We start from the raw sequence: 14,008 nt of genomic DNA, 5'->3' as shown, positions 1-14,008 counted from the left end.
AATCGTTGTATGAAACGGTATAAACTGTATATACCGTTTTCTCATTTAACCGATATGCCCAGTACCTCAGACGTTTCCGCCGCTTCTGCCTCGAACACTGCAGAAACCGCTGCTCCTGCAGCGAGTGCAGCCCTTTCAGCCAAGCCCGCCCCACGCAGCAAGGCCGCTGCTTCCAAGAAGGCCCCGGCCCGCAAGGCGGCTGCCCAGCCCGCTGCGCCCAGCGCGGCCCGTGACCCCAAGGCCAAGAAGCCCAAGCTCATGCGTGACAGCTTCACCATTCCCAAAGACGAGTACGCTGCCATCGAAGCACTGAAGCTGCGCACCGGGCAACTGGGCACGACTGCCAAGAAGAGCGAATTGCTGCGCGCGGGCCTCAAGCTGCTTTCTGCGCTGGGTGACGATGCATTGGCGAAGGCGCTGCAGGCCGTTCCGTCCATCAAGACCGGTCGCCCAAAGGCGCAAGCGCCTGCGCAGCCTGTACCAGCCGCGAAGAAGGCTGCCAAGCCGGCGAAGACAGCGCGCAAGTAAGCCAGGAGCCCTCGGCGCCGGTTGGCCCTGGCACCCATGGTGGTGTTGGTCTCAGAGAAAATCCGGGGACTGCACGGCCAGCAGGATGGTTTCCGTGGTCTCCGGCCGTTGCCGCTGACGCAGCCACCACACCGACCCTTTGCGGATCGCACATTCCGGTGCCTGCAAGGCCAAAAGGCTTGCAACGGCTTGGCCCAACACCGGCTGATGCCCCACCACCAGTACGGCGCCGCGCGACTTCGGCCATTGCGCCAGTTCCAACAGTTCCTGCGGAGTGCCACCAGGCAATAGCTCGGCGCGCAGTTTGTACTTGCGCCCCAGGGCCTTCGCAGTGGCCTCGGTGCGGCGAGCGGGGCTGGACAACACGCGCAACCCATCGGGCAGTTGCCGATCCAGCCAAGCAGCCATGCGCGCCGCTTGCTTCTCTCCGCGGGCGGTCAAAGGACGATCCAGATCGTCTTCTCCCTCACGGAGTTCTTCAGCCTCCGCGTGGCGCCAGAGGATCAGATCCATCATGCCTTGGAACTGCCGCCGCCGTGGGCCATTGTTCGGCCCGCCGCCGCAGCATAGCGGTCCATCAGGGCTTTTTGCGCACCTTTACCAGACACGGGATGCGGCGCGCGCTCATACGTACCGTCGGGCTGCAGAGTCCAGGCGTCCCGATCGTCCCGCAGGTAAGCCACCAGGCATTCATCGATGATGCGCTGCCGCAGTTCCTTGTCGGTGATGGGCCAGGCCAACTCCACACGACGCAGCATGTTGCGGTTCATCCAGTCCGCGCTGGACAGATACAGATCCTCTGATTTGCCCGCCCGGAAATAGAACACCCGGGTGTGCTCCAGAAAACGTCCGATGACCGAACGCACCCGAATGTTGTCCGTGATGCCCTTGCGTTGCGCCGGCAGCATGCAGGCACCCCGCACGATGAGATCGATGCGCGCACCTTGCTGCCCCGCCTTGATGAGCGCGCGCATCAGCACATCGTCCGTCAGGGCATTCATCTTGGCCACGATGCGGGCATCGTCGCCCTTGGCCGCGGACTCTCCCACCCGCTCGATCATGTCCAGCATGTGCTGCTGCAAATGGAAAGGCGCGAGCACCAGCTTGCGCAATTTGGGCAGCTTGTTCTGGCTCGCCAGATGATTGAACACCGCATCCATGTCGGCGGTGACTTCGGCATCGGCCGTGAAATAGCTCAGATCGGTGTACAGGCGGGCGGTCCGCGGGTTGTAGTTGCCCGTGGAAAGATGGCCGTAGCGGCGCAGGTGCCGGCCTTCGCGGCGCGTGACCAGCAGCATCTTGGCGTGTGTCTTCAAGCCCACCACACCGTACACGACCTGCGCCCCGATGGACTCCAGGGCTTCCGCCCAATTGATGTTGGCCTCTTCGTCGAAGCGCGCCTTCAATTCCACCACCGCCATGACTTCCTTGCCGCGCCGGACGGCCTCCCGCAGCAACTCCATCAATTCCGAATCGGCTCCCGTGCGGTAAATGGTTTGCTTGATGGCAAGTACCTGCGGGTCGTTGACCGCCTCGCGCAGGAACGCCAGCACGGCGTCGAAACTCTCGAAAGGCTGGTGGGCCAGCACATCGCGCCGACCGATCTGTTCGATGAGCGAGCTTCCCGACTGGATTTGACGTGGCCATACGGAACGCCATGGAGGAAACAGCAGTGCCGGATCGTTCACCAGGTCCACCAATTGCGAGAGCCTGACCAGATTCACCGGGCCATGCACGCGGTACAGCGCCGCATCGGGAAGGGCAAACTGCAATTGCAGAAAATCTGACAAGAACCGCGAACAGCTCGATGACACCTCCAGCCGTACCGCTTGGCCATAGTGGCGGTGCTCCAACCCCTGACGCAGCGCCGTGCGCAGATTGCGCACATCGTCTTCATCCACGGCCAGATCGGAATGGCGCGTGACACGGAACTGGGAAAACTCGGTCACTTCGCGCCCGGTGAAGAGCTCTGCCAGGTGTGCCCGCACAATGCTGGACAGACTGACAAACTGCGCTCCTGTCACGGCCACTTTGGCGGGCATGCGTATCAGGCGCGGCAAGACGCGAGACACCTTGACGATGGCAATTTCATTCTCGCGTCCAAAGGCATCGTTGCCTTTCAAACGCACGATGAAATTCAGCGACTTGTTGGCGACCTGCGGGAACGGATGCGACGGGTCCAGGCCGACCGGGATCAGCAGAGGACGAACCTCCCGGTCGAAATACTCGTTCACCCAGCGTCTCTGTGCCCCGGTACGGTCGCCGTGGGAGACGATGTGGATGTTCTGGGCTGCAAAGGCCGGGGTGAGCGAGTCGTTGTACAGCGCGTATTGCCGCGCGACAAGGTCATGGGCTTTGGCAGCCAGCTCCTCGAACGAAGCGACGGTATACGGGCCTTTGGTATCGCCGTTCTGAGCGGCAGTCAGATGGGCCGCGGCACGCACCTCGAAAAATTCATCGAGATTGGAAGAAACGATGCAGAGGTATCGCAAACGCTCGAGCAGCGGCACATCGACCCGGGCGGCCCAGTCGAATACCCGCTCATTGAAAGCAAGAATGCTGTGGTCGCGATTGAGAAAATCAGGATCGGAGTTCAACGATTTCTCTGGCAAAGGGGGCACATTGGCCCCCTCGACTTCCCCGTTAGGCACAGCAGATTGAAGAGACGATTCGGGGAGAGGCTCGGAAGGCGACGGCATGGCTGCTTTGGAAGGGATGGGTTCCACCCCAGTATTGGCAGTCACCATGACATTTTCATGACATTCCGGTGAAGGCGTCACGGAAGGTTTGCTGATGTTCATGACAGATAAGGCGCCGTCACACTCCGAGAAAATGCTTGCGGTATCGCGAAGGCAAATCCGCAATGCGCATGAGCATTGGCAAATCGGCTGAGTTGAAATCAGGGTCCCAGGCCGGCGCACCGAGAACACGTGCCCCCAGGCGCAAATAGCCCTTGATGAGGGCGGGCGGCTCGATCGCCAGTGATCCATCCAATTGATCCACAGGCAACGGCAACCGCGGGCGCACATGGAACTCGATGGGTGCCAGATGCGACTTCTGCACTTGGCTCCAGATGCTTGCAGCCGCATCGCCGCTCACCACCCCGTTGTGCAGCATGGGAATGCTGGCGCAACCGATCATGGTGTCGAGTTGATTGCGCACCATGAAATCCGCCAGGGCGCTCCAAAGCGCCAGAATCACGCCTCCGTGCCGATAGTCGGGATGGACACAGCTTCGCCCCAACTCGACCATTCGAGAGCGGAGCGTGCGCAGCCGTGTCAGGTCGAACTCGGTATCGCTGTAGGTACCGCCGACCCGGCGGGCTTGAGCGGGAGTGAGTACGCGGTAGGTACCAATGACCTGACGCGTGGCGATGTCCCGAACCAGCAGGTGCTCGCAATATTCGTCGAAAAGGTCCACGTCATGGCCGGCCACCGAGGTATTGAGTCGCGCTCCCATCTCCGATGCGAACACCTCGAACCTCAGGCGCTGGGCTTCCCGGACTTCGTCGAGATGTCGCGCCCAAGCCACTTCCACCCCGCCTTCGGTGGACAAACGGCTTGCCACATCGCCCGAATGGCCAGGGCGATGAAGTGACCCCCTGGGCAATGAGTCTGGACACAAGGGCATCGTCGGGATGGGTAGTTCGTTCACTCGTCTCTCCCTGCAAGGGTGGTTGGATCACAGCTTGAAGGAGCGTTGCCCTTCCCGCTTGGACGAGACTGTGGCAAACGGCAGTGACGCCGCCATGTCCAGGCCATGACAGCTTCATGACTTGGAAAGGACGGAGCCTGGCCTGCCAGAAGATATGCATCGCGCTTTTGATCGAGACAATCCCGAACTCGGGATTTCAGGGGCGACTGCTACACTTTCGCACAACTTGCCGCCCGCCAGGGCTTCACTCATTTCCATGTGCCCCACGCTTGATGCGCCCGTACTTTCTCAGCCCGGGCCGACTTTGCAACGCATCCTTCGCGAGCAGCAGACTTTGTTGGACAGCGCCGGGGTGGGCATCGTTTTCATCCGCCAACGGCAGATCGTTCGCTGCAACCAACGCTATGCCGATATCTTTGGCTATGAAACGGTCGAGGAAACCATCGGGCTGAGCAGCCAGGCCCTGTATCCCACCCTCGACGCGTTCCGGGACTTGGGACGCAATGCCTATCCGGTGCTTGCGCGTGGGGATACCTACCGCACGGAATGCCAGATGCGGCGCTGCAACGGCCGCTTGTTCTGGAGCAGCTTGGCCGGTCGGCTGATCAACCCCGCCGACACGGCGGAAGGCTCGATCTGGATCATCGATGACATCGATGAGCAGCGGCATGCGCAAACCCAGCTTCACGCCGTAGTGCAGGAAAAGCAGGCCCTTTTCGACCACGCCATGGTGGGCATCGCGTTCATCTCCAATCAGCGCATGACGCGGTGCAACCAGCACTTCGAACAGATGCTGGGCTATGGTCCTGGGGAGCTGGCCAACGCAGCGACGCGGCAATGGCATTTCAGCGACGCGGACTGGGAAGATGCGAAAAAGCGCTGCTACGAACCACTGACGGACGGCAAGATCTTCGTGGGCGAGATGACCTTGCGCGGCAAGGATGGCCGTGCCGTGGTGTGCGAAGTGCGCGTCAAGGCCATCGACCCTGCCCGTCCGGCCAATGGATCGGTTTGCATTGCCATGGATGTCAGCGAGCAGCGCCAGGCACAGGCAGAGCTGGCCCGGATGCATGCTGACCTGGAGCGTCAGGTGCACCAGCGGACGCGGCAGCTCAGCGAAACCGTGGACAACCTGCATCGCGAGATCAACGATCGCAAGCACGACCAGGAACGCATCTATTGGCTGGCCCACTATGATCCATTGACCGGTCTGCCGAACCGCACGCTCCTGGCTGAGCGCAGCCACCTTGCGATCCGCGCTGCCAGCGAAGGGGGCACGCCCCTCGCTGTGATCTTCCTCGACCTCGATCACTTCAAGCACGTGAACGACTCGCTGGGCCACCGGGTCGGAGATGCTCTGCTGGTGGAAATCGCCAAAAGGCTCCGGGCGGTCGTGCGGGACAAGGACACCGTTTCGCGCTTAGGGGGCGACGAATTCATTCTGCTGCTGCCCGGGGCCAACGCGCATGGAGCGGCACGTGTCGCAGGCAAGCTGCAGGAGGCGTCGCGCCAGCATTACCAGATTGGGCACCACGAACTCACGATGGCGCCTTCGATGGGCATCGCACTGTTTCCACAGGACGGCGCGGATTTCGACACCCTGACCCAGTCCGCCGATGTGGCCATGTACCGGGCAAAGCTGGACGGTCGAAACACTTACCGCTTCTTCACCCCGGAAATGCAGGCCCAGTCGGTGCGTGCCCTCCTTCTGGAAAATGCCCTGCGGCGCGCTCTGGAGCGCAACCAGCTGCATTTGCACTACCAACCGCAGATCACCATCGCGACGGGCGAGATCCGCAGCGTGGAAGCGCTGCTCCGCTGGGAGCATCCCGACCTCGGGAGCATCTCTCCCGCAGAGTTCATCCCCATCGCAGAAGACAGCGGCCAGATCCTGCAGATCGGCGAATGGGTCATGCATACAGCCTTGGACCAGTTGCAGCACTGGCACACCATGGGCATGGACTGGCTGGCCATGGCGGTCAATCTATCGGCACTGCAGTTCAGACAGCCGCAGTTGCCCGAACTGGTCAGCCGGCTTCTGGACAGCACTTCGCTGCGGGCCAACCGGCTGGAGCTCGAACTGACCGAAGGCGTCGCAGTGGACGACCCCCGTTCCGCCATCGCCACCATGGACCAGTTGCATGCCCGGGGCGTGCGCATGTCCATGGACGATTTCGGCACGGGATATTCTTCGCTGAGCCAACTCAAGCGCTTCCAAATCTACAAGCTCAAGATCGACCAGTCGTTCGTGCGGGACTTGGGCAATGACAGCAACGACCGGGCCATCGTCAGCGCCATCATTCGCATGGCGCAGGCTCTGGGCATCCGGACCACGGCCGAGGGCGTGGAAACGAGCGAGCAGCTGTCATACCTTCGCGAACAAGGTTGCGACGAAGCACAGGGCTATTACTTCAGCAAGCCTTTGCCCGCCCACCAGATCACCGCCCTGCTACAGCGGCAGCATGCAGCGCAATAGGCCGGATCAGACGCTGCGCAGGCTCAGATACTGAAGCACGCCGCAGATGGACTCACCCCGCACGCGCCGCATCTGCCAGTTGTTGCGCGAAGTGATTGGCATGGTCGGCATTGCTGGCCTCCACCATCACGCGCAGCAGAGGTTCGGTTCCGCTGGCGCGGATCAATACCCGCCCGGTTTCGCCCAATGCCGCCTCCACGGAACGCAAGGTGTCTGACAAGGTGGTGTTGCTCTTCCAATCCTGCCCTGGAGCCAGCCGGACATTGAGGAGCACCTGCGGAAAGAGTTGCACACTCGCCAGCATGTCCGGCAAACCGCAGGCGTTGCGAACACACGCCTGAAGCACCTGGAGGGCGCTGATGAGGCCATCGCCGGTCGTATGGCGGTCCAGGGCCAACAGGTGCCCTGAACCCTCTCCGCCCAAAAGCCAGCGATGGCGGGCCAACTCTTCCAGCACATAGCGGTCGCCGACTTTGGCACGCACGAACTGTATGCCCTGCGCCTTGAGCGCAAGCTCTACCGCCATGTTGGTCATGAGCGTGCCGACCACGCCCGGCACCGGCTCGCCCCGGCCCAAACGGTCAGAGGCCATGAGATACAGCAGTTCGTCGCCGTTGTAGAGGCGCCCCGCCGCGTCCACCATCTGGAGCCGATCCGCGTCACCATCCAACGCCACGCCGAAGTGCGCGTGGTTGGCCCGGACCGCCCGCACCAAGGCTTCGGGATGGGTCGCACCGACTTGGTGGTTGATGTTCAGGCCATCGGGGGAGCAGCCGATGGCCAACACTTCCGCGCCCAGTTCATGAAACACCTTGGGCGCGATGTGATACGCCGCGCCGTGGGCCGCATCCACCACGATTTTCACCCCCTTGAGGGTCAGATCCTGCGGGAATGTGCTCTTGCAAAATTCGATGTAGCGGCCTGCCGCATCTTCCAGGCGCCTCGCTTTGCCCAACGAGGCGGAGTCCGCCCAGACCGGGGCTTCATCCAGAGCCGACTCCACCGCCATTTCCCACTCATCGGAGAGCTTCGTCCCTTGAGCGCTGAAGAACTTGATGCCATTGTCCGGATAGGCATTGTGGCTGGCGCTGATCACAACACCCAGGCTGGCGCGCTGGGCACGTGTCAGGTACGCCACGCCGGGCGTGGGCAAAGGGCCCAGCAGTACCACATCCACCCCTGCAGAGTTGAAGCCGGACTCCAGCGCGCTCTCCAGCATGTAGCCGGAAATGCGCGTGTCCTTCCCGATCAACACCGTGGGCCGCTCCTCCTTGCGGCGCAAAACCCGGCCCACCGCATGCGCGAGCCGCAGCACAAAGTCGGGAGTGATGGGCGCCTGCCCTACGGTGCCGCGGATGCCATCCGTACCGAAATATCGACGTGTCATGATTTTTTGCCTCCGCCTGAAGGATATCCGCAGGCTAGAGTGAGGGTGGGGGAATTTGAGAGGCCTGCCAGACTTGCAATGCGGCGACGGTTTCGCGCACATCGTGCACACGCACGATGCGCGCGCCACGCTCCACGGCCAACAACGCCGCGGCCACGCTCGGGACCATGCGCTCTGAAACCGGCCACTGCGTGACCGCACCGAGCGACGATTTGCGCGACCAGCCAGCCAGCCAGGGGTAGCCCGCGCGGGACAGCAAAGGCTGGCTGGCAAGGAGCGCGAAGTTCTGCTCCACCGTCTTGCCAAAGCCGATGCCGCAGTCCAGCACGATGCGACTCTTTTCGACCCCCAGCGCATGTAAATCTAGAGCACATTGCTCTAAAAAAGATAGCACTTGAGAGACCACGTCTCCCTCCATCGGAGCCGCCTGCATGGTTTGGGGGTCGCGGTGCATGTGCATCAGGCACACCCCGCATGCAGGATGGCCGGCCACCACGGCCATGGCTCCGGGTTGCCGAAGGGCCCAGATGTCGTTGATGATGTCAGCGCCCATGTCCAGCACCGCACGCATCACCTCGGGCTTGTAGGTGTCGATGGACAATGGCACGCCCAGGCCCACCGCCAACCGGACCAGCGGCAACACCCGAGCCAACTCCTCATCCAGCGAGACGGCGGGACTGCCTGGGCGGGTGGATTCCCCCCCGATGTCCAGAATGTCGGCCCCCTGCGCCAGCAGGCTTTCACAGTGGCGCATCGCGTCCAGGGTGGTGGCGTGCCGCCCGCCATCGGAAAAGGAATCCGGAGTGGCATTCACGATACCCATGACCCGAGGCCGTGAGAGATCGATCTGGAATCGGCTGGTCTGCCAGTGCATCGACACGTGGAATGGTTTAAACGAGAAGAACACAAAAACGGGGCACACAGGCCCCGTTGTTGGTTGCAGCGTTCCGCCGCAGGCTCAAGCGGCCGAAGGAGCAGGTTCGGTCGTCACGGCCGGCGTGCCGCCGCCCGAGTTATCCCCACCCGACGACGGCGTGCGAGGCGTCCAGTCCTTGGGAGGACGCGGAGGCTTGCCTGCCATGATGTCGTCGAGTTGCTCGGTGTCGATCGTCTCCCACTCCAGCAGCGCCTTGGCCATGGCATGCATCTTGTCGCTGTTGTCTTCGATCAGCTTGCGTGCCAACGCGTATTGCTCGTCGATGATGCGGCGAACCTCGCCATCGACCTTTTCCATCGTCTGCTCGCTCATGTTGTTGGTCTTGGTCACCGAGCGGCCGAGGAAAACCTCGCCCTCGTTCTCGGCATAGACCATCGGGCCCAACGCCTCCGTCATGCCGTAACGCGTCACCATGTCCCGGGCGATCGAGGTGGCACGTTCGAAATCGTTGCTGGCGCCGGTGGTCATCTGGTTCATGAACACCTCTTCGGCAATCCGTCCGCCGAACAGCATGCTGATCTGGTTCAGCATGTACTCGCGGTCGTAGCTGTAGCGGTCCTTTTCGGGAAGGCTCATGGTCACGCCCAGTGCACGACCACGCGGAATGATGGTGACCTTGTGGACCGGATCGCACTTGGGCAGCAACTTGCCGATCAGCGCGTGGCCAGACTCGTGGTAGGCCGTATTGCGGCGCTCTTCCTCGGGCATCACCATGCTCTTACGCTCGGGGCCCATGATGATCTTGTCCTTGGCCTTCTCGAAATCCTGCATCTCCACGGTGCGCGCACTGCGGCGTGCCGCCATCAAAGCCGCTTCGTTGCAAAGATTGGCCAGATCCGCGCCCGACATGCCGGGAGTTCCACGAGCGATGACGCTCGGGTTCACGTCCTGGCCGACGGGCACCTTTCGCATGTGCACGTTCAGGATCTGCTCACGGCCGCGGATATCGGGCAGCGTCACATACACCTGGCGGTCGAATCGGCCCGGGCGCAGCAAGGCGGCATCCAGGATGTCAGGGCGGTTGGTGGCGGCCACCACGATCACCCCGAGATTGGTCTCGAAGCCGTCCATCTCGACCAGCATCTGGTTCAAGGTCTGTTCGCGTTCGTCATTGCCACCACCCAGGCCGGCGCCGCGCTGGCGGCCCACCGCATCGATTTCATCAATGAAGATGATGCAGGGCGCATTCTTCTTGGCGTTTTCGAACATGTCGCGCACGCGGGCCGCGCCCACGCCCACGAACATTTCCACGAAGTCGGAGCCGGAAATGCTGAAGAACGGAACCTTGGCTTCGCCGGCAATGGACTTCGCCAGCAGCGTCTTGCCCGTGCCCGGAGGGCCCACCAACAGAAGGCCCCGAGGAATGCGGCCACCGAGTTTCTGGAATTTCTGAGGGTCTTTGAGGAAGTCGACGACTTCCTTGACTTCTTCCTTGGCTTCGTCGCATCCTGCCACGTCGGCAAAGGTCACCTGATTGCTGTTCTCGTCCAGCATGCGGGCCTTGCTCTTGCCGAAGCTGAAAGCCCCGCCCTTGCCGCCACCCTGCATCTGACGCATGAAGTACACCCACACGCCGATCAGCAGGAGCATGGGGCCCCAGCTGACGAGCAGGGTCATCAAAAGCGAGCCCTCTTCCCGTGGCTTGACGTCGAACTTGACGTTGTTGTTGATCAGATCGCCGACCAATCCGCGGTCCAGATAGGTCGCGGTGGTGCGCAATTTGCGGTCATCGGTGGTAGTGGCAATGATCTCCGTGCCACCCTGCCCTTCCTGGATCGTGGCGCTCTTGATCCGGTTGCTGCGCACCTCCTCCAGGAATTCGGAGTACCCCACGGAGCCCGCGCTGGCGCCTGAACGGGTGTCGAACTGTTTGAACACCGTAAAGAGCACCATGGCGATGACCAGCCACACGGCAATTTTTGAAAACCACTGATTGTTCAAGCGGGGCTCCAGAAGCAAAGGGGATAACGCCATGAACGTGTCATGGAGACGTCCTAGCGCATTTAGGGCGCATTTTAGGCGTTTCAAGGTGGAAGGCGGTGCGATTTACCCCAGCAGAGGCCATGGTCAACCCACGGCAAGACTGCATTGGCATGGGTTGCAACCGCTGACGAACCGCGTTCATACTGTTCAAGCCTGCTTTTTCAAGCCGATTCCCACCAAAAAAGTCTCGGAAGATTTGTCCCGCGAGGCTTTGGGCTTGATGGGTTTGACCACCTTGAATGTTTCCTTGAACAACTGCACCAGCTGCGCATACCCGCTGCCATGGAACAGCTTGACCACGAGCGCCCCTTCGGGTTTGAGGTGCTGCACGGCGAATTCGACGGCCAGTTCGATCAGGTGGGAAATGCGCGCCGCGTCGGCTGACTCGATTCCGGACAGATTGGGGGCCATGTCGGAAACCACCACGTCGACAGCCCGCCCCTGGACGGCTTCCTGCAACTGCGCCAGAACATCGTCCTCCCGGAAATCGCCCTGGAGAAAGCCGACCCCTTCGATCGGCTCCATGGGCAGCAGATCCAGGGCGATGATGGTGCCGTTGAGTTGGCCGACTGCCGCGCCTCCTGGCGACATGCGACGCCGCAGGTACTGGCTCCAGGCCCCTGGCGAGGAGCCCAGGTCGACCACGATGTGCCCTGGCTTGATCAGCCCCAGCTGCTCATCGATTTCCTTGAGTTTGTAAGCGGCACGGGCGCGATAGCCCTCTTTCTGGGCGAGCTTGACGTAGGTGTCGTTGACATGGTCATGGAGCCATGCCTTGTTCACCTTCTTGCTTTTCGTGTTTGTTTTCATCCTGCCTCGATAATACGGCCCATGCCCCAAATTCAATTGACTCCCGCAGAGCGCCGGGAACACCGCGCTAATGCCCACCATCTGGACCCCGTCGTCCTGATCGGCGGCGATGGGTTGACCCCCGCTGTCCAAAAAGAAATCAACGCTGCCCTCAATGCCCACGGATTGATCAAAGTCCGCGTCTTCAGCGACGACCGGACATCGCGCGAACAGATTTACCAGACATTGGCGGCAGAACTCAACGCTGCACCCATCCAACACATCGGCAAGTTGCTGGTGCTCTGGCGCCCGCAGCCTCCCAAGGAGCGCACCGTCGACGAAGATCGCATGCCCGGCCCTCGCGATGTGAAAGTGCTCAAATTCAGCAAGCGCGGCGGCCAGCGGCCCGAGATCAAGCAGTTGCGCGTCCTTGGCAACCAGCGATTGACGCCCGGCGGCCAGATCAAGCGGGCCAAGAAGCCCAAGCAGAAATCCGTCAAGAAGCGCCAGGCCGATTGATGGGCTCCAGCACGGCGCGAACGCGCCACGTGATCTGCATGAAATGGGGCACCAAATACGGCCCCGAATATGTGAACCGGCTTTACGCCATGGTTCGGCGCCATCTCACTGGGGATTTTCGCTTTGTCTGCCTGACGGATGATTCGACGGGCATCCGGGCCGAAGTGCAATGCCTTCCGATTCCCGCACTGGATCTGCCCACCGGCATTCCGGAGCGCGGTTGGACCAAGCTCGCCACGTTCAGCGCCGATCTGCATGGCCTGTCAGGCACCGCACTGTTCCTGGACGTGGATGTCGTCGTCACCGGCAGCCTGGATGCCTTTTTCGAAGCGCCGGGCGAGTTCCTGATCATCCATGACTACAAACGGCCCTGGCGTATCACCGGCAATTCATCGGTGTATCGGTTCGAGATCGGTGCACACCCCGACGTACTCGAATACTTTCGCGGTCACTTCGATGCCATCCGCCGGAAGTTTCGCAACGAACAGGCCTACCTTTCGGACTTCCTGCATCAGCAGGGCAAGCTGAGCTACTGGCCCGCAGGCTGGTGCCCCAGCTTCAAGTACCACTGCATCCCTGCATGGCCTTCCAATTATTGGAAGCCGCCGATCGTTCCGGCCGACGCGCGCATCGTGATCTTTCACGGTGAGTGCAACCCGCCCGATGCCCTTGCGGGCCGGCGCAATCGCCGCTTTCGCCACATCCAGCCTGCCACCTGGGTGGCCGAGCACTGGAAAGAGTAAACGGGCAGTAAAAGGACCGTCCCCTGCGCCGAGAAATCAGCGCCGGGACGTTCGCCACAGGACGGCCAGAGCGCATCCCCACTGCAACGTGTACATCACGCTGCCCACGCTGTGCCACAGCCGTAGGTTCTGGCGAGCGACGATGCGGGGCGATACGCCGTACTGCACCAGCAACGCCAGTAAAAGCCCGGCGATCACGAAGACCAGCGCAGCCTGGGCCCAATCCTCCTGCGTCTCTGCATGCCGTCGTTTGGACAACAGGAGAAGGCACACGCAGCAAGCGATCGAGACGAAGGTTTGTGCCTCGAAAAGGCGTGCGGCCATGTTGCCGGACAGCGCCGGTGTAGGCAAATGCACGAACAGGAGCGGTACGGCCAGGAACCCGATGGCCGACAGACTCCCCCACCACAATGCGGCGGCCAGAACGGGCACGCGGTCATACATGGCAGCGTCTTTCGCTCAGATGTAGCTCACGCCCACCACTTCATAGCGGCGCAGGCCACCGGGGGCCTGGACCTCGGCCGTGTCGCCCTCTTCCTTGCCGATCAGCGCGCGAGCGATGGGGCTGGACACATTGATGAGGCCCAGCTTCAAGTCGGCCTCGTCCTCGCCCACGATCTGGTAGGTGACGGCATCGCCGCTCTCTTCGTCTTCCAGCTTCACGGTGGCACCGAACACCACTTTGCCGCCCGCGTCCAGCGCGGTGGGGTCGATGATCTGCGCAGCGGACAACTTGCTCTCGACTTCCTGGATGCGGCCTTCGATGAAACCCTGCCGGTCTTTGGCGCTCGTACTCGGCGTTTTCGCTCAGATCGCCCTGGGCACGCGCCTCGGCGATGGCATTGATCACCGCAGGGCGTTCGACGGTCTTCAGACGGTGCAGCTCTTCCTTGAGCTTTTCAGCGCCGCGCTTGGTAATGGGAATGGTGGCCATTGAATCAGTCTCCACGTTCAATTCGACGCCGCGCAACGCGCGGCCCTCCTGGCGTCTT

General features: G+C 61.8%; 12 protein-coding genes and 1 pseudogene. 4 read left to right on the top strand and 9 right to left on the bottom strand.

From position 1 onward, the window contains the following. The first annotated feature begins 9 nt into the window (after positions 1-9). Positions 10-528: a hypothetical protein gene (locus AC27KI_RS02595; protein ID WP_487112480.1), complete on the top strand. Its 519-nt coding sequence runs from the start codon at positions 10-12 to the stop codon at positions 526-528. Between the two features lie 51 nt (positions 529-579). Here the strand turns inward: AC27KI_RS02595 and AC27KI_RS02590 are convergent, their stop codons facing one another. The 3 genes from AC27KI_RS02590 to AC27KI_RS02580 are packed head-to-tail and all read right to left on the bottom strand — an operon-like array spanning position 580 to position 4,182. Continuing rightward, a complete protein-coding gene (locus tag AC27KI_RS02590) occupies positions 580-1,044 on the bottom strand; it encodes a SixA phosphatase family protein (RefSeq protein ID WP_284428546.1) in 465 nt (154 codons plus the stop codon). Continuing rightward, complete coding sequence (gene ppk1 / locus AC27KI_RS02585) at positions 1,041-3,329, bottom strand: polyphosphate kinase 1 (protein WP_487112478.1); 2,289 nt, start codon at positions 3,327-3,329, stop codon at positions 1,041-1,043. The genes AC27KI_RS02590 and ppk1 overlap by 4 nt, the downstream gene beginning before the upstream one ends. Before the next feature lie 16 nt (positions 3,330-3,345). Then, complete coding sequence (locus AC27KI_RS02580) at positions 3,346-4,182, bottom strand: GNAT family N-acetyltransferase (RefSeq protein ID WP_284428547.1); 837 nt, start codon at positions 4,180-4,182, stop codon at positions 3,346-3,348. Positions 4,183-4,438: 256 nt separating this feature from the next. Between AC27KI_RS02580 and AC27KI_RS02575 the strand changes: the two genes are divergently transcribed. After that, positions 4,439-6,658: a sensor domain-containing protein gene (locus AC27KI_RS02575; protein ID WP_487112493.1), complete on the top strand. Its 2,220-nt coding sequence runs from the start codon at positions 4,439-4,441 to the stop codon at positions 6,656-6,658. Positions 6,659-6,710: 52 nt separating this feature from the next. Here the strand turns inward: AC27KI_RS02575 and glmM are convergent, their stop codons facing one another. From glmM to AC27KI_RS02555, 4 genes are all read right to left on the bottom strand, one after another. Beyond that, a complete protein-coding gene (gene glmM, locus AC27KI_RS02570; protein WP_284428549.1) occupies positions 6,711-8,045 on the bottom strand; it encodes a phosphoglucosamine mutase in 1,335 nt (444 codons plus the stop codon). A 34-nt stretch (positions 8,046-8,079) separates the two neighbouring features. Continuing rightward, complete coding sequence (folP, locus tag AC27KI_RS02565) at positions 8,080-8,919, bottom strand: dihydropteroate synthase (protein ID WP_317357745.1); 840 nt, start codon at positions 8,917-8,919, stop codon at positions 8,080-8,082. A gap of 84 nt (positions 8,920-9,003) precedes the next feature. Beyond that, entirely contained in the window at positions 9,004-10,923 is a 1,920-nt protein-coding gene (gene ftsH / locus AC27KI_RS02560; protein ID WP_487112476.1) for an ATP-dependent zinc metalloprotease FtsH, read from the bottom strand. 189 nt (positions 10,924-11,112) lie between these two features. Continuing rightward, complete coding sequence (locus AC27KI_RS02555; protein ID WP_284428552.1) at positions 11,113-11,775, bottom strand: RlmE family RNA methyltransferase; 663 nt, start codon at positions 11,773-11,775, stop codon at positions 11,113-11,115. A gap of 21 nt (positions 11,776-11,796) precedes the next feature. Here AC27KI_RS02555 and AC27KI_RS02550 point away from each other — a divergent pair, with 21 nt between their 5' ends. Next, positions 11,797-12,273 carry a YhbY family RNA-binding protein gene (locus AC27KI_RS02550; protein WP_272568941.1) on the top strand — a complete coding sequence of 159 codons (477 nt, stop codon included), beginning with the start codon at positions 11,797-11,799 and terminating at the stop codon, positions 12,271-12,273. Then, positions 12,273-13,016, top strand: coding sequence for a glycosyltransferase (locus AC27KI_RS02545; protein WP_487087442.1), 744 nt, complete (start codon positions 12,273-12,275; stop codon positions 13,014-13,016). Before AC27KI_RS02550 ends, AC27KI_RS02545 begins: the two co-directional genes overlap by 1 nt. A 36-nt stretch (positions 13,017-13,052) precedes the next feature. On the opposite strand, the gene AC27KI_RS02540 is transcribed toward AC27KI_RS02545, so the two are convergent. Beyond that, complete coding sequence (locus AC27KI_RS02540) at positions 13,053-13,460, bottom strand: DUF4149 domain-containing protein (protein ID WP_487087441.1); 408 nt, start codon at positions 13,458-13,460, stop codon at positions 13,053-13,055. 15 nt (positions 13,461-13,475) lie between these two features. Then, positions 13,476-13,950: pseudogene (gene greA / locus AC27KI_RS02535) on the bottom strand (transcription elongation factor GreA). Positions 13,951-14,008: the final 58 nt, after the last annotated feature.

Source organism: Acidovorax sp. KPB24-03 (genome assembly GCF_057546605.1).
The sequence above is the reverse complement of the archived record's forward strand: the minus strand, read 5'-3'. Positions and strand labels throughout refer to the sequence as shown.